The sequence below is a fragment of the Streptomyces sp. ADI95-17 genome (assembly GCF_003846175.1).
In the GTDB taxonomy this organism is placed as follows: Bacteria; Actinomycetota; Actinomycetes; order Streptomycetales; family Streptomycetaceae; genus Streptomyces; species Streptomyces sanglieri.
On sequence record NZ_ML123046.1, the window covers coordinates 208,953 to 225,574 of the forward strand.

13 protein-coding genes are annotated in these 16,622 nt (G+C 69.9%); 6 read left to right on the top strand and 7 right to left on the bottom strand.

Features of this window, described 5'->3' with window-relative positions; all coding sequences use genetic code 11:
• The 4 genes from EES42_RS14800 to EES42_RS14815 form a co-directional block, all read right to left on the bottom strand.
• Positions 1 to 1,526: glycerol-3-phosphate dehydrogenase/oxidase (locus EES42_RS14800; RefSeq protein ID WP_164495266.1), on the bottom strand; the 1,526-nt coding region annotated here is incomplete at its 3' end.
• A 5-nt stretch (positions 1,527 to 1,531) separates the two neighbouring features.
• Positions 1,532 to 3,067, bottom strand: coding sequence for a glycerol kinase GlpK (glpK, locus tag EES42_RS14805; RefSeq protein ID WP_124718695.1), 1,536 nt, complete (start codon positions 3,065 to 3,067; stop codon positions 1,532 to 1,534).
• A gap of 56 nt (positions 3,068 to 3,123) precedes the next feature.
• On the bottom strand, positions 3,124 to 3,915 hold the full coding sequence (locus EES42_RS14810; RefSeq protein WP_124718696.1) for an MIP/aquaporin family protein: 792 nt from the start codon (positions 3,913 to 3,915) through the stop codon (positions 3,124 to 3,126).
• Positions 3,916 to 4,152: 237 nt separating this feature from the next.
• A complete protein-coding gene (locus tag EES42_RS14815) occupies positions 4,153 to 4,917 on the bottom strand; it encodes an IclR family transcriptional regulator (protein WP_241196394.1) in 765 nt (254 codons plus the stop codon).
• 239 nt (positions 4,918 to 5,156) lie between these two features.
• On the opposite strand from EES42_RS14815, the gene metH reads away from it, so the two are divergent.
• From metH to EES42_RS14830, 3 genes are all read left to right on the top strand, one after another.
• Positions 5,157 to 8,669, top strand: a complete 3,513-nt coding sequence (gene metH, locus EES42_RS14820; protein ID WP_124718698.1) for a methionine synthase — start codon at positions 5,157 to 5,159, stop codon at positions 8,667 to 8,669.
• Between the two features lie 119 nt (positions 8,670 to 8,788).
• Entirely contained in the window at positions 8,789 to 9,490 is a 702-nt protein-coding gene (locus EES42_RS14825; protein WP_124718699.1) for an HAD family hydrolase, read from the top strand.
• Between the two features lie 364 nt (positions 9,491 to 9,854).
• Positions 9,855 to 11,456: an ABC transporter substrate-binding protein gene (locus tag EES42_RS14830; protein WP_124718700.1), complete on the top strand. Its 1,602-nt coding sequence runs from the start codon at positions 9,855 to 9,857 to the stop codon at positions 11,454 to 11,456.
• A 99-nt stretch (positions 11,457 to 11,555) separates the two neighbouring features.
• Here the strand turns inward: EES42_RS14830 and EES42_RS14835 are convergent, their stop codons facing one another.
• Positions 11,556 to 12,227: a response regulator gene (locus tag EES42_RS14835; protein WP_093541287.1), complete on the bottom strand. Its 672-nt coding sequence runs from the start codon at positions 12,225 to 12,227 to the stop codon at positions 11,556 to 11,558.
• Between the two features lie 10 nt (positions 12,228 to 12,237).
• Entirely contained in the window at positions 12,238 to 13,083 is an 846-nt protein-coding gene (locus EES42_RS14840) for a RecB family exonuclease (RefSeq protein WP_241196458.1), read from the bottom strand.
• Between the two features lie 170 nt (positions 13,084 to 13,253).
• Between EES42_RS14840 and EES42_RS14845 the strand changes: the two genes are divergently transcribed.
• The 3 genes from EES42_RS14845 (at position 13,254) to EES42_RS14855 (ending at position 16,145) form a co-directional block, all read left to right on the top strand.
• Positions 13,254 to 14,504 carry a site-2 protease family protein gene (locus tag EES42_RS14845; RefSeq protein ID WP_124718702.1) on the top strand — a complete coding sequence of 417 codons (1,251 nt, stop codon included), beginning with the start codon at positions 13,254 to 13,256 and terminating at the stop codon, positions 14,502 to 14,504.
• A 61-nt stretch (positions 14,505 to 14,565) separates the two neighbouring features.
• A complete protein-coding gene (locus EES42_RS14850) occupies positions 14,566 to 15,471 on the top strand; it encodes a tRNA (adenine-N1)-methyltransferase (protein ID WP_124718703.1) in 906 nt (301 codons plus the stop codon).
• 95 nt (positions 15,472 to 15,566) lie between these two features.
• The gene (locus EES42_RS14855; protein ID WP_124718704.1) at positions 15,567 to 16,145 is read left to right on the top strand and encodes a hypothetical protein; all 579 of its coding nucleotides are present in this window, start codon (positions 15,567 to 15,569) and stop codon (positions 16,143 to 16,145) included.
• Between the two features lie 39 nt (positions 16,146 to 16,184).
• Here EES42_RS14855 and EES42_RS14860 read toward each other — a convergent pair whose 3' ends face one another.
• Positions 16,185 to 16,496, bottom strand: coding sequence for a ferredoxin (locus EES42_RS14860; RefSeq protein WP_124718705.1), 312 nt, complete (start codon positions 16,494 to 16,496; stop codon positions 16,185 to 16,187).
• Between the last annotated feature and the right edge of the window lie 126 nt (positions 16,497 to 16,622).

The window sequence follows — 16,622 nt, forward strand, 5'->3', positions numbered from 1 at the left end:
CGCAGCACGTCGTCCGCCGTCTCGGCCCACTCGTGGTCACGGGCGTAGGCGACCTGTGCCCAGATCTCCGGCGCGTCCGGGTGGATGCGCTCGGCCAGCGCCGGGTTCTCGTTCGCCATCCGGGCGATGTCGAAGGAGAGCGAACCGTAGTGCGTGGCGAGGTGCCGGGCGGTGTCGGCCGACATCCGGGGGCCCGGCGCGGCGCCGTCGATCAGCAGCCGGTGCGCCACCGCGTTCGGGTTGGCGATGCCGGGCAGCGGGAGCTTCTTCGGCAGGTGCGAGATCGGCTCCATGTCCTCCGCGAGCGGGTGCCCGGGGAGCGCGGCCAGCTTGTTCATCACCGTACGGCCGATGTGGCGGAACGTCGTCCACTTGCCGCCCGCGACCGAGAGCATCCCGCCCCGGCCCTCCGTCACGACCGTTTCGCGCTTGGCCTTGGAGGTGTCGCCGGGGCCGCCCGGCAGCACCCGCAGACCGGCGAAGGAGTACGTGATCAGATCGCGCGAGAGCTGCTGGTCCCGGATGGAGAACGCCGCCTCGTCGAGGATCTGCGCGGTGTCCTTCTCGTTGACCGCGACGTCCGCGGGATCGCCCTCGTACGCCTCGTCCGTCGTGCCGAGCAGCAGCATGTCCTCCCACGGCAGGGCGAACGTGATGCGGTACTTGTCGATCGGGGTGGCCAGCGCGGCCTTCCACGGACGGGTGCGCTTCAGGACGAGGTGCGCGCCCTTGGACAGGCGTATGGAAGGCGCCGCGTCCGGGTTCTCCATCCTGCGCAGGTGGTCGACCCACGGTCCGGTGGCGTTCAGCACGAGACGGGCGTTGACGCCGAACTCCGTGCCGTCCAGGCGGTCCTCCAGGTCGGCGCCGGTCACCCGGCCCTTGGTGAACCGCAGCCCGGTCACCGCCGCGTGGTTGAGGACGACCGCACCCGCGTCGACGGCCGCGCGCACCGTCATCAGCGCCATCCGGGCGTCGTTCATCTGGTCGTCGCCGTAGACCGCGACGGCCTTCAGGTTGTCCGTACGCAGTTCGGGCACATCGCGCTGCGCCTTCGCCGGGCTGATGACGTGCCCGACGCCGTCACCGAACGCGGAGAGCGCCGAGTAGGCGAACACCCCCGCGCCGAGCTTGGCCGCGCCGTGCGGGCCGCCCTTGTAGACCGGCAGGTAGAAGGTGAGCGGATTGGCCAGGTGGGGGGCCACCTGGCGGGACACCGCACGCCGCTCGAAGTGGTTCTCCGCCACCAGCTTCACCGCGCCGGTCTGCAGGTAGCGCAGTCCGCCGTGGAGCAGCTTGGAGGAGGCGGAGGAGGTGGCGCCGGCGAAGTCGCCGGCGTCCACCAGGGCCACCCGCAGCCCGGACTGCGCGGCGTGCCAGGCGGTGGAGATGCCCAGGATGCCGCCACCGATCACCAGGAGGTCGTACGCAGCCTTGGACAGCTGCTCCCGAGTCTCGGCGCGGCTCGGGAGGGAGCCGGAGGCCGGGTGCGTCCCGAGGGCCGGGACGCTCTGCAGGGTGGTCATGTCGATTACTCCTCGGCAGTGTCTTCGTCGAGCCAGCCCATGGCGCGCTCTACGGCCTTGAGCCAGCTCTTGTACTCGCGGTCGCGGGTGTCCGCGTCCATGTGGGGGGTCCACTCGGCGGCCCGGCGCCAGTTGGCGCGCAGCGCGTCGGTGTCCGGCCAGAAGCCGACGGCGAGACCGGCGGCATAGGCGGCGCCGAGGCAGGTCGTCTCGGCGACCATCGGCCGCACCACGGGTGCGTCCAGGAAGTCGGCGAGCGTCTGCATCAGCAGGTTGTTGGAGGTCATACCGCCGTCGACCTTGAGGGCGGTCAGCTCGACCCCCGAGTCCTTGGTCATGGCGTCGGTGATCTCGCGGGTCTGCCAGGCGGTGGCCTCCAGGACGGCACGGGCGATGTGCGCCTTGGTGACGTACCTGGTCAGACCGGCGATGACACCGCGGGCGTCGGAACGCCAGTACGGGGCGAACAGACCGGAGAACGCGGGCACGAAGTACGCGCCGCCGTTGTCCTCGACCGAGGAGGCCAGGGTCTCGATCTCGGCCGCGGACTTGATCAGGCCCATCTGGTCGCGCATCCACTGCACCAGCGAACCGGTGACGGCGATGGAGCCCTCCAGGGCGTAGACCGGCTTCTGGTCGCCGATCCGGTACCCGACGGTCGTCAGCAGCCCGTTGTACGAGTTGACGGGCGTCTCACCGGTGTTCATCAGCATGAAGGTGCCGGTGCCGTACGTGGACTTGGCCTCGCCCTCGGAGAAGCAGGTCTGGCCGAAGAGCGCCGCCTGCTGGTCGCCCAGCGCGGACGCCACGGGAACCCCGTCGAGCACGCCGCCCTTGGCGTTGCCGTACACCTCGGCGGAGGAACGGATCTCGGGGAGCACCGCGGCCGGGATCTCCATCGACTGGAGGATCCGCTCGTCCCACCGCATCTCGTGCAGGTTCATCAGGAGGGTGCGCGAGGCGTTGGTGACGTCGGTGACGTGGACGCCGCCGTCGGTGCCGCCGGTCAGGTTCCAGATGACCCAGGAGTCCATGGTGCCGAAGAGGATGTCGCCGCGCTCGGCGCGCTCGCGCAGCCCCTCGACGTTGTCGAGCAGCCAGCGGACCTTGGGACCGGCGAAGTACGAGGCGAGCGGCAGCCCGGTCTCGCGGCGGAAACGGTCCTGCCCGACGTTGCGGCCGAGCTCCTTGCAGAGCGAGTCCGTCCGGGTGTCCTGCCAGACGAGGGCGTTGTGGACCGGCTCACCGGTGTTCTTGTCCCAGAGCAGCGTGGTCTCGCGCTGGTTGGTGATGCCGATCGCCTTCACGTCGGCGGCCGTGATGCCCGCCTTGACGATGGCGCCGGCCACGACCTCCTGGACGTTCTCCCAGATCTCGGTCGCGTCGTGCTCGACCCAGCCCGGCTTCGGGAAGATCTGCTCGTGCTCCTTCTGGTCGACGGAGACGATCCGGCCGTCCTTGTCGAAGACGATGCAGCGGCTGGAGGTGGTGCCCTGGTCGATGGCCGCGATGAACGGGCCGGTGGTGTGTGCGTCGGTCACGGTGTGCTCCCGGAAGTCTGTGTGGTCGTGAGGGTTACGGCTCTGGGCGCCGCGGCTCAGGCGAAGGCGACGTTGTAGAGCCCGCCCGCGATCGCGCCGCCGATGAGCGGTCCGGCGACCGGGATCCACGCGTAGCCCCAGTCGGAACCGCCCTTGTTCGGCAACGGCAGCAGCGCGTGCACGATACGCGGACCGAGGTCGCGAACCGGGTTGATCGCGTAGCCCGTCGGGCCGCCGAGCGAGAGGCCGATACCGACGACCACCAGGGCGGTGACCAGCGCGCCGAGCGTGCCCAGGCCGTTGCCCTCGTTGTTCAGGCCCTGGGTGAGGATGGCCAGGACCAGCACGACGGTGGCGATGATCTCCGTGACCAGGTTCTGCACGGCGTGCCGGATCTCGGGGCCGGTGGAGAAGATGCCCAGGACCGGGCCGGCCTTCGGTGCGGCGGCCTCGTCGACCATGCCTTCTTCACCCGTCTGGGCGCCCACGATCTCCGGATCCGTGAGGTGCGCCCGGAACTGCCCGTAGTACGTCAGCCAGACCAGCACCGCGCCGATCATCGCGCCGAGCAGCTGGGAGCCGAGGTACAGCGGAACGTCTCTCCACTCGGTGCCGCCCTCGATCGCGAGACCGATCGTGACCGCCGGGTTGAGGTGCGCGCCGGAAACGCCACCGGCCAGATACGCGCCGGTCAGCACCGCGAAACCCCACCCGAAGGTGATGGCCAGCCAGCCGGCGTTCTGCGCCTTGGAGCGCTTGAGAGTGACGGCGGCACAGACACCGCCGCCGAGCAGGATGAGCACGGCGGTACCTATGGTCTCGCCGATGAAGATGTCGGAGCTGGACACCCGCGACTCCTTTGTCCTTCGTCCAGGGAAGCCGAACCCCGGGTCCCTCCGGTGGTCCGCGCCCTCGTGGGAGGGCGTTTTCCGGCCCTTGGCGCTGTCACACCCTAACGCGAGTTTCCGTTTGGTGTTCGACAATGCCGACCGATGAACGGCAATGCTTCCCCCAGGTGAATCGGTCGTCAAGGGTTGTGTGGCCTATAACTCGATCGTTACCGGGGTGGTGCGCCGCCGCAGCGGTCAGAAGCGCCCGGCGCCCAGGTCCCTGGAGACCGCCCGCGCGCAGTCGCGCACCGCCGCGATCAGCTCGGGGCGCAGCTCCCCGTCCGCGCAGACCCGCTCCACCGCACCGGTCACGGCGACCGCGCCGACCGGCATCCGCCGCCGGTCGTGGATCGGGGCGGCCACCGCGGCCACGCCCTCCCAGGTCTCCTCCACGTCGGCCGCCCAGCCGCGCGCCCGGATCAGGTCGAGCATCGCCTCGAACTCCTCCGCATCGGTGACGGTGCGCGGCGTGAAGGGCTGCCGCTCGGTCTCCATCGCCTCGGTGTGCGCCACCGGGTCGTACGCCGAGAGCACCTTGCCCAGAGCCGTGGAGTGCAGCGGCTGCATGGCCCCGACCTCCAGGACCTGCCGGCTGTCGTCGGGGCGGAAGACGTGGTGGACGATCAGGACGCCCTGCTGGTGCAGCACGCCCAGATGGGCGCTCTCGCCGCTGGAACGGGCCAGGTCGTCGGTCCACACGAGCGCGCGGGCCCGCAGCTCGTGGACGTCCAGATAGCTGTTGCCCAGGCGCAGCAGCTCGGCGCCCAGCTGATAGCGGCCGGACGCGGTGTCCTGCTCCACGAAGCCCTCGTGCTGGAGCGTGCGCAGGATGCCGTGCGCGGTGCCCTTGGCCAGGCCCAGTGACGAGGCGATGTCGGAGAGCCCCAGTCGACGTTCGCCACCTGCCAGCAGACGCAGCATCGCCGCCGCCCGCTCCAGCGACTGGATGTTCTTGGCCATCGCGCCGTACTCCTCCACCTCGGTTCGACAATGCTGAACACTATCGGTCGATGCCGACCCATGCTCGATCGCGCACCAAAAACCGCGACACCACTGCGATCAGGACATCCCCCGCACAGCATGCAGTCCGTTCCGTGGGACGGAGTGACGGCCCCGGCCGCCGCCCGGCTAGGCTGGCCTGGTGCGCCTTCCACCGGAGACGCAAAGCCGACAGCCGTCGCATCCCAGGGAGTACATCCATGGCCTCGTCGCCGACCCCTTCCGCCGACAGCCGGAACCGAGCCGAAGCCCTCCGTGAGGCGCTCGCCACCCGTGTCGTGGTGGCCGACGGTGCCATGGGCACCATGCTCCAGGCACAGGACCCGTCCCTCGCCGACTTCCAGGACCTCGAAGGCTGCAACGAGATCCTGAACGTCACCCGCCCCGACATCGTGCGCTCGGTGCACCAGGAGTACTTCGCCGTCGGCGTGGACTGCGTCGAGACGAACACGTTCGGCGCCAACCTGGCGGCCCTGGGCGAGTACGACATTCCCGAGCGGGTCTTCGAGCTCTCCGAGTCCGGCGCGCGCATCGCCCGCGAGGTCGCCGACGAGTTCACCGCCTCCACCGGGCAGCAGCGCTGGGTGCTCGGCTCGATGGGACCGGGCACGAAGCTGCCGACGCTGGGCCACGCCCCGTACACCAAGCTCCGCGACGCCTACCAGCAGAACGCCGAGGGCATGATCGCCGGTGGCGCCGACGCCCTGCTGATCGAGACCACCCAGGACCTGCTCCAGACCAAGGCCTCCATCATCGGCGCCCGCCGGGCACTGGAGGCCACCGGGGCCAACCTCCCGGTGATCTGCTCCGTGACCGTCGAGACGACCGGCACCATGCTGCTCGGCTCCGAGATCGGCGCGGCCCTCACCGCCCTGGAACCCCTCGGCATCGACCTCATCGGCCTGAACTGTGCGACCGGCCCCGCCGAGATGAGCGAGCACCTGCGCTACCTCGCCCGGCACTCCCGCATCCCGCTCTCCTGCATGCCCAACGCCGGCCTCCCCGTCCTCGGCAAGGACGGCGCGCACTACCCGTTGTCCCCGGCCGAGCTCGCCGACGCGCAGGAGACCTTCGTCCGGGAGTACGGCCTCTCGTTGGTCGGCGGCTGCTGCGGCACGACCCCGGAACACCTGCGCCAGGTCGTCGAGCGGGTCCGGGGAGTGGCCGTCACCCCCCGCACCCCGCACCCCGAGCCGGGCGCCGCCTCCCTCTACCAGACCGTGCCGTTCCGCCAGGACACCTCGTACCTGGCGATCGGTGAGCGTACGAACGCCAACGGGTCGAAGAAGTTCCGCGAGGCCATGCTCGATGCCCGCTGGGACGACTGCGTGGAGATGGCCCGGGACCAGATCCGCGAGGGCGCGCACATGCTCGACCTCTGCGTCGACTACGTGGGCCGTGACGGTGTCGCCGACATGGAGGAGCTGGCCGGCCGGTTCGCCACCGCGTCCACCCTGCCGATCGTGCTGGACTCGACGGAGCTGCCCGTCCTGCGGGCCGGTCTGGAGAAGCTGGGCGGCCGTGCCGTCCTGAACTCGGTCAACTACGAGGACGGCGACGGGCCCGAGTCCCGGTTCGCCAAGGTCACCGCGCTGGCCGCCGAGCACGGCGCCGCGCTGATCGCGCTGACCATTGACGAGGAGGGCCAGGCCCGGACCGTCGAGCACAAGGTCGCCATCGCCGAGCGGCTCATCGAGGACCTGACCGGAAACTGGGGCATCCACGAGTCCGACATCCTCATCGACACCCTGACCTTCACCATCTGCACCGGCCAGGAGGAGTCCCGCGGCGACGGCATCGCCACCATCGGGGCGATCCGCGAGCTGAAGAAGCGCCACCCCGATGTGCAGACCACGCTGGGCCTGTCGAACATCTCCTTCGGCCTCAACCCGGCCGCCCGCGTCGTGCTGAACTCCGTCTTCCTCGACGAGTGCGTCAAGGCCGGACTCGACTCCGCGATCGTCCACGCCTCCAAGATCCTTCCGATCGCCCGCCTGGAGGAGGAGCAGGTCAAGGTCGCCCTCGACCTGATCTACGACCGCCGCGCCGAGGGCTACGACCCGCTCCAGAAGCTCATGGAGCTGTTCGAGGGCGTCAGCACCAAGTCGATGAAGGCGGGCAAGGCCGAGGAACTGCTCGCCCTGCCGCTCGACGAGCGGCTTCAGCGCCGCATCATCGACGGTGAGAAGAACGGTCTGGAGGCCGACCTCGACGAGGCCCTCACCCACACGCCCGCCCTGGACATCGTGAACAACACGCTGCTGGAGGGCATGAAGGTCGTCGGCGAGCTCTTCGGCTCCGGCCAGATGCAGCTGCCCTTCGTCCTCCAGTCCGCCGAGGTCATGAAGACCGCGGTGGCGTACCTCGAACCGCACATGGAGAAGTCCGACGCCGAGGGCAAGGGCACCATCGTCCTGGCCACCGTCCGCGGCGACGTCCACGACATCGGCAAGAACCTCGTCGACATCATCCTGTCCAACAACGGCTACAACGTCGTCAACCTCGGCATCAAGCAGCCCGTCTCCGCCATCCTGGAGGCCGCCGAGGAGCACCGCGCCGACGTCATCGGCATGTCCGGCCTCCTGGTGAAGTCCACCGTGATCATGAAGGAGAACCTGGAGGAGCTGAACCAGCGCAAGCTGGCCGCCGACTTCCCCGTCATCCTCGGTGGCGCGGCCCTCACCCGGGCCTACGTCGAGCAGGACCTCCACGAGATCTACGAGGGCGAGGTCCGCTACGCCCGCGACGCCTTCGAGGGGCTGCGGCTGATGGACGCGCTGATCGCGGTCAAGCGCGGCGTCCCGGGCGCGGTGCTGCCCGAGCTGAAGCAGCGCCGGGTGCCCAAGCGGGACACGGCGGTGCTGGAGGTGGACGAGCCGCAGGAGGGCGTCCGCTCCGACGTCGCGGTCGACAACCCGGTGCCCGAGCCCCCCTTCTGGGGCACCCGGGTCATCAAGGGCATCCAGCTCAAGGAGTACGCGTCCTGGCTCGACGAGGGCGCCCTCTTCAAGGGCCAGTGGGGACTCAAGCAGGCCCGCGCCGGCGACGGACCGACGTACGAGGAGCTGGTGGAGACCGAGGGCCGCCCGCACCTGCGCGGCTGGCTCGACAAGCTCCACACCGAGAACCTCCTGGAAGCGGCCGTGGTCTACGGCTACTTCCCGTGCGTGTCCAAGGGCGACGACCTGATCCTGCTCCACGAGGACGGCTCCGAGCGGACCCGCTTCACCTTCCCGCGCCAGCGCCGCGGCCGCCGCCTCTGCCTCGCTGACTTCTTCCGTCCCGAGGAGTCGGGCGAGACGGACGTGATCGGCCTCCAGGTCGTCACCGTCGGCTCGAAGATCGGTGGCGAGACCGCGAAGCTCTTCGAGGCCAACTCCTACCGCGACTACCTGGAGCTGCACGGCCTGTCCGTACAGCTGGCCGAGGCCCTCGCCGAGTACTGGCACGCCAGGGTCCGCGCCGAGCTGGGCTTCGGCGGCGAGGACCCCTCGGACGTCGAGGACATGTTCGCGCTGAAGTACCGGGGGGCGCGCTTCTCCCTCGGCTATGGTGCCTGCCCCGACCTGGAGGACCGGGCGAAGATCGCCGAGCTGCTCCAGCCCGAGCGGATCGGGGTGCATCTCTCGGAGGAGTTCCAGCTGCATCCGGAGCAGTCCACCGACGCGATCGTCATCCACCACCCGGAGGCGAAGTACTTCAACGCGCGGTAAGACGATGTTCAACGCGCGGTAGCAGGACAAGTCGTACACTTGTCGGTCCAGTGCAGGCCGGTCGCCCTTCCCACGGGAAATGGCGGCCGGCCTTCTCGTCCCTATGGAAGGTGTGCCGGATGACCAGCACGGTCCCCGCGTCATTGACCCGCACGGCCGAAGGCGCCGCGCTCCAGGCCGTCCTCCTCGACATGGACGGCACCCTCGTCGACACCGAGGGGTTCTGGTGGGACGCGGAGGTGGAGGTCTTTGCCGAGCTCGGGCACCAGCTCGACGAAGCCTGGCGGGACGTGGTGGTCGGCGGGCCGATGACCCGCAGCGCCGGCTACCTCATGGACGTGACCGGTGCGGACATCACCCTCGACGAGCTGACCGTGCTGCTCAACGACCGCTTCGAGAAGCGCATCGGCCGCGGTGTGCCGCTGATGCCGGGCGCGGGCCGGCTGCTGGCCGAGCTGGTCAGACACGAGATCCCGACGGCCCTGGTCTCCGCCTCGCACCGGCGGATCATCGACCGGGTACTGGAATCGGTGGGCCGCCACCATTTCGCCCTCACCGTCGCGGGCGACGAGGTCACGCGTACCAAGCCGCATCCGGAGCCGTATCTGACCGCCGCATCCGGATTCGGCGCGGCTCCCGAGCGCTGTGCGGTCATCGAGGACACCGCGACCGGTGTCGCCGCCGCGGAGGCGGCGGGCTGCCGGGTGGTCGCCGTACCGTCCGTCGCCCCGATCGCCCCCGCGTCCGGCCGGGTGGTCGTACGTTCCCTCGAAGAAGTCGATCTCGCTTTTCTCCGGGGCCTGGTCACGGGAAACCATTGATCCGCATACCGAGAGTATTTCTGTGAATGAATGGAAAAGCTCTCGGCGGCGGATGGTGCGTTTTCTGTCGTACATGCGTGGGTGAGCCGGTGATCGAATAAAGGATTCGAACACCCCGGGGCGTGAGCTTTGTCACCCAAAAACGGCCCGGAGGGTTTTCGGGGCCCCGGGTACCGCCCGTTTTGAGATGTTTGATTGTCCCGGTTCATCCGGATATCCGAGAAACGTGCCCGGGGTGGGAAAACGGCTCGCCGCCAATTCCCGTCACCATCCGATTGCGCACCGGCAGTTCTCCGGTCCGGCATTGCCGACGATGCCTACTAATGTCGCTTTCTCAATGCCCGGATGAGGGAGAGCGTCCAAGATGAACCGCAAGACTCTGGTGCTGCCGGCCGTCGTCGGCCTGCTCGCGCCCGTACTCGCCGCCTGCGGCGCGTCGGGCGACGGGAGCGATGGCAACGCCGCCATCGTTGTCGGCACCACGGACAAGTTCGTCGCCTCGAAGGACAACCCCGCGCCGCTCGATCCCGCCATCGGCTACGAAGCCGGCGTGTGGAACGTGCTCCGGCAGACCGTGCAGACCCTGGTGCACGTGCCGCGTGGCGGCGGCCAGCCGGTGCCGGAGGCCGCGGAGAGCTGCACCTTCACGGACACACAGAACGAGAGCTACCGCTGCAAGCTGCGCAGCGGTCTGAAGTTCGCCGACGGCAAGGCCCTCACCGCCGAGGACGTGAAGTACTCCATCGACCGCGTCATCCGCATCGATGCCCCCAACGGGCCCGTCGCCCTGCTCGACAACATAGACACGGTCGAGACACAGGGGGAGCGGGAGGTCGTCTTCCACCTTCGCGCGCCGGACGCCACGTTTCCGTACAAGCTCGCCACCCCGGTCGCCGGGATCGTGCCGCGGAGCCAGTACGCGGCGAAGTCCGCGCGCACCGGATTCCAGGTGAACGGCTCCGGCCCGTACACCATGAAGCCGGAAGTCGAGCACCACCAGATCGTCAAGGTGCACTTCACCAGGAACCCCCACTACAAGGGGGATCTGAAGGTACGGAACGAGAAGGTCGAGCTGGACGTCTTCCCCGACCCGACGGCCATGGGCAAGGCCCTCGACGACCAGAAGATCGACATGATGGCCCGCACCATGTCGCCCGAGCAGTCCCAGCAGATGCTGGTGGACCCCGAGGACGGCATCAAGCTCACCGAGATGCCCGGCCTCGCCATCCATTTCCTGGGCTTCAACACCGACGATCCGGCCGTGAAGAAGAAGGCCGTCCGCCAGGCCATGGCCCAGATCGTCGACCGCGGCGAAATCGCGAGCAAGGTGTACGGCACCACGGCCGAGCCGCTGTACTCGCTGATCCCGTCCGGCATCACCGCGCACGCCAACGCGTTCTACAACAAGTACAACGAACCCAGCACCACGAAGGCCGCTGAGATCCTGAACGCCGCGGGCGTCGACACCCCGGTGAAGCTCACGCTCCACTACCCGACCGACCGCGTCGGCGCGGGCACCGCCGCCGAGTTCGGAACGCTGAAGAAGCAGTTCGACGACACCGGACTGTTCGAGATCAGCGTCCAGGGAACCCCCTGGGCGAAGTACCGCCCGGCACAGCTGCGCGGCGACTACGCCGTCTACGGCATGGGCTGGTTCCCCGACTTCCCGGACCCCGACAACTTCACGGCGCCGTTCCTCGACAGGAACAACTTCCTCAACTCGCCCTACAGGTCGGTGCGGGCCCAGAAGACGCTCATTCCGCAGTCCCGCCGCGAGACCGACCGCAGCGCCTCGGCCAAGGCCTTCCAGCAGCTCCAGGACATCGTCGCCGACGACGTCCCGGTACTGCCGATCTGGCAGGGCAAGCAGTACGTCGCCTCCCGCGATGACCTCACCGGCGTCGAGTGGGCGGTCAACTCCTCCGCGGAGCTCCAGCTCTGGGAGCTGGGCGACGGCCGCGTCTGAGAACGGACGGCGCCTCGGCGCCCCGGGCGCCGCCTGCCACCCGGGGGTACGGGCGGCGCCTGCCGCCCCGGGCCGCGGGCGCCGCCCTTCCCGCTCCGCTCACTGGGCGCCGGGACGGACCAGACCGCTCTCGTACGCGTACACAGCGGCCTGCACGCGGTCGCGCAGCCCGAGCTTGGTCAGCACATGGCCGACATGCGTCTTGACCGTCGTCTCGCTGACGAACAGATCCGCGGCGATCTCCGCGTTGGACAGGCCGCGTGCCACCAGCTTCAGCACCTCGACCTCGCGGTCGGTCAGCGTGTGCAGGGTGTCGGGCACCGGCTCCTCGCCGGACGGCAGATGGTCCGCGTACTTGTCGAGGAGCCTGCGGGTGATGCTCGGGGCGAGCATCGCCTCGCCCGCCGCGACCACCCGGATGGCCTGCACCAGCTCGTTGGCCGGAGCGTCCTTCAGCAGGAAGCCGCTGGCGCCGGCGCGCAGCGCCTCCACCACGTACTCGTCGAGATCGAACGTGGTCAGCACCAGCACCTTCGCCGGGCCGTCGCGGCCCGGACCGGTGATCTGGCGCGTCGCCTCGACGCCGTCCATCCGCGGCATGCGGATGTCCATCAGCACCACATCGGGCTGCAACGCCCGCACCTGGTCGAGAGCCTGGAGGCCGTCCCCGGCCTCACCCACCACCGCGAGATCGCCCTCCGCCTCCAGAATCATCCGGAAGCCGGTGCGCAGCAGCGGTTGGTCGTCGACCAGTAGGACGCGGATAGCCACAGGGTCTCCTTCAAGGTCCTTCGAGGGCCACAGGCCGGCCGGCCTCAGCACGGACCGGATCCATTCTGCCCTGCACATCCTGCTCCGCCTCGGCCGGGCGGGCCGTCAGCGGATAGACCGGGGGAGTACCACCGAATTCGGGACAGACCGACCGGTGGTCGCACCAGCCGCAGAGCTTCGTCGGCCGGGGCCGCCACTCGCCCGTCTCGGTGGCCAGCCGGATCGCGTCCCACAGCGCCAGCAGCTTGCGCTCCACCCGCTCCAGGTCCGCCACCACCGGGTCGTACGTCAGGATGTCCCCGCTGCCGAGATAGACGAGCTGGAGCCGGCGCGGCACCACACCCTTCAGCCGCCAGATCACCAGGGCGTAGAACTTCATCTGGAAGAGCGCGCCCTCCGCGTACTCCGGGCGCGGTGCCTTCCCCGTCTTGTAGTCGACGATCCGGACCTCGCCCGTCGGCGCCACGTCGATCCGGTCGATCACCCCGCGCAGCCGCAGCCCCGACTCCAGCTCCGTCTCGACGAACAGCTCCCGCTCGGCGGGCTCCAGACGCGTCGGATCCTCCAGCGAGAACCACCGCTCCACCAGGCTCTCCGCCTCCGAGAGCCAGCGCGCCAGCCGCTCGCCCCCGGCATCCTCGGCGAACAGCTCCGACAGCTCCGGCCTGGACTCCAGCAGCCGGTCCCACTGGGCGGGGATCAGCGCCGTGGCCCGGCCCGCCGTGCGCTCCACCGCGGGATTGTCGAAGAGGCGCTCCAGCACCGCATGGACGAGCGTGCCCCGGGTAGCCGCCTCGCTGGGCTTCTCCGGCAGCTTGTCGATGACCCGGAAGCGGTACAGCAGCGGACACTGCATGAAATCGCTCGCCCGCGACGGCGACAGGGACGAAGGCGGCTGAGCGGGCCGCGGCAGGGAGGTCATGTCGAAGACCCTACGGCCCGCCACTGACAGCGGTCGGCATACCATCGACCACACAGCCTCGAACACTGCAGATCGTGCCGTAGGGCACCGACCGAAGGGACCCCGTGGACGAGAGCGGCGACAGCGGGCGGCCGCAGCCCGGTGCAGGGGGAACGACCCCCGGAACCGGCCCCGGCAAGGGCGAGCCGCAGCGCCCCGAAGAGCCCGGAGGCGGCCTTCTCATGGGCCGCCCGTTCGGCGTGCCGGTGTACGTCGCGCCCAGCTGGTTCCTCGTGGCCGCACTGATCACCTGGGTCTTCGGCGGCCAGCTCGACCGGGTGCTGCCCGAGCTGGGCGCGGCGCGCTACCTGGTCTCCCTCTTCTTCGCGATCGCCTTCTACGCCTCCGTGCTCGTCCACGAACTCGCCCACACCGTCGTGGCGCTGCGCTACAAGCTGCCGGTGCGCCGCATCCAGCTCCAGTTCTTCGGCGGCGTCTCCGAGATCGAGAAGGAGTCCGAGACCCCGGGCCGCGAATTCCTGCTCGCCTTCGTCGGACCGCTGCTCTCCCTGGTGCTCGCGGGCGTCTTCTACATCGGGATGATGTTCGTCGCGCCCGGCACCGTGCCCGGTGTCCTGCTCGCCGGACTGATGATCTCCAACCTCCTGGTGGCCGCCTTCAACCTGCTGCCGGGCCTCCCGCTGGACGGCGGACGGATGCTGCGCGCGGTCGTCTGGAAGATCACCGGACGCCCCATGAGCGGCACCGTCGCCGCCGCCTGGGTCGGCCGCGCCCTCGCCGTCGTCACCCTGGTCGGACTGCCGCTGCTCACCCACACCGGGACCTTCGGCAACGACCCCGGTGAACTCAGCGGCATGGACACCATCACCGACGCGCTGCTCGCCGCCATCCTCGCCGCGATCATCTGGACCGGGGCGGGCAACAGCCTGCGCATGGCCCGGCTGCGCGAACACCTTCCCGAGCTGCGCGCCCGCACCCTCACCCGGCGCGCCGTCCCGGTGGAGTCCGCCACCCCGCTCTCCGAGGCTCTGCGCCGGGCCAACGAGGCGGGCGCCCGCGCCCTCGTCGTCGTCGACGGACACGGCGAACCGAAGGGCATCGTCCGCGAGACGGCCATCGTCGCCGTGCCGGAACACCGCCGCCCCTGGGTCGCCGTCAGTGGCCTCGCCCAGGACCTCACCGAGGGCATGAAGGTCTCCGCCGAGCTGGCCGGAGAAGCACTCCTGGACCGGCTCAAGGCCAGCCCGGCCACCGAGTACCTCGTCCTGGAGGAGACCGGCGAGATCTACGGCGTCCTCTCCACCGCCGACGTCGAACGCGCGTTCGTCGCCGCCCTGGCCAGGCCCGCCGCCTGACCGCCCGGTCCCGCCCCGGGCTCGCGGTCGGAGCCCGGGGAATCACCGGTAGGCTGGTCACATGTCTGAACCGACCGGTGCCGCCCGCCGACGCGGGCCCTTCAAGGTCGGGGACCAGGTCCAGCTCACCGATCCCAAGGGACGCCACTACACCTTCACGCTCGAAGCCGGAAAGAACTTCCACACCCACAAGGGTTCTTTCCCGCACGACGAGCTGATCGGTGCTCCCGAGGGCAGTGTTGTCCGAACCACGGGAAACGTCGCCTATCTCGCGCTGCGCCCCCTGCTCCCCGACTACGTCCTGTCCATGCCCCGCGGCGCCGCCGTGGTCTACCCCAAGGACGCGGGGCAGATCCTGGCCTTCGCCGACATCTTCCCCGGCGCCCGCGTCGTGGAGGCCGGCGTCGGCTCCGGCTCGCTCTCCACCTTCCTGCTGCGCGCCATCGGCGACCAGGGCATGCTGCACTCCTACGAGCGCCGCGAGGACTTCGCCGAGATCGCCCAGCAGAACGTGGAACGCTACTTCGGCGAACCGCACCCGGCCTGGCAGCTCACCGTCGGCGACCTCCAGGACAACCTCTCGGACACCGACGTCGACCGCGTCGTCCTCGACATGCTCGCCCCCTGGGAGTGCCTGGAGGCCGTCTCCAAGGCGCTGGTGCCCGGCGGCATCCTCTGCGCCTACGTCGCCACCACCACCCAGCTCGCGCGGACCGTGGAGTCCATCCGTGAGATCGGCTGCTTCGCCGAGCCGCAGCCCTGGGAATCGATGATCCGCAACTGGCACGTCGAGGGCCTGGCCGTCCGCCCGGACCACCGCATGATCGGCCACACCGGCTTCCTCGTCACCGCACGCCGCCTGGCCGACGGTGTGGAGGCCCCGCTGCGCCGCCGCCGCCCCGCCAAGGGCGCCTACGGCGAGGACTACGACGGTCCCGGCAGCCAGAGCGGCTCCTCCCGCGGCTGACCCGCGCAACGCACCGGCGCCGCCGCGGCAGTCCCACCGGTGGCTCCGCCCACCCGGGCGTCCTCGATCCACAGGAACCACAGGAGACATCCCGCGTGCAGACCTCCGAGCTCCCGGACCTCGCGCACACCGACACCAAGCCGCTGCACTGGCTCGCCACCGCGGCTGCCATGGCCGCCGTCGTCGCGGCCGCCGGCCTGCTCCAGCCGGACCCCACGGCCTCCGCCTCCACCCCCCACCGCACCACGGCGCAGCACGGCACCACGGCCGTCACCGCCCCTGATCCGGCGCGGGCGGACTTCCCCCTGGAGTGCGGCGGAGTGGAGAGCACCGTGGCGAAGCAGGCCACCGGCGACCTCGACGGTGACGGCCGCCCCGAGACCGTCGCCGTGGTCCACTGCGCGGCCGGCTCGGGCACCCCGCCCAGCGGCGTCTACGTCCTGACACGCGGAAGCGGGGCCGCACCGCGGGTCGTGGCGACCCTGGTGGACCCCGCTCAGGCGATGAGCATCGGCGATTTCGCGGTGCGTGACGGAATCATTTCGGCCACTCTGCTCGGCTACTCCTCCGACTCGGTGCCGCGCTGCTGCCCCGACCAGCAGGAGCGGGTCACCTGGCAGTGGCGGGGCGGCGCGTTCGTCCGCGCCACCGAGGCCGCTCCGAGCAGCGCCTGACCGGTCACCGCGAGTGACCGGGGCCCCGCGACCGCCGGATCAGGCGGCCTCGGGGCCGTACACCTCGACGCTGTCCGAGACGCGCCGGACATGGATGCAGTCGCCCGGGCACTCCTTGGCCGAATCGACCACGTCCTGGAGCAGCGGCAGCGGGACGGGCGTCGTGGCGCCCGGATCCTGCAGCAGCTCGTCGTCGGAGCTCTTCACATAGGCCAGACCATCGATGTCCAGCTCGAAGACCTCGGGCGCGTACTGGACGCAGATGCCGTCTCCCGTGCAGAGGTCCTGGTCGATCCAGACCTCCAGGTCCTGCGCGTCGCCACCGTTGGGAGCGTCCTGCTGCACGGTCATTTATTCCTGCCGTTCCCTGCGTATCCGAACCAAAAGATGCCAGCCCTGACGGGTGTTGAACGGTTCGACGATACAACCGGCCGCTTTCCGATGTTGAAGGGTGGGTATTCCCCTGACACGAGGGGG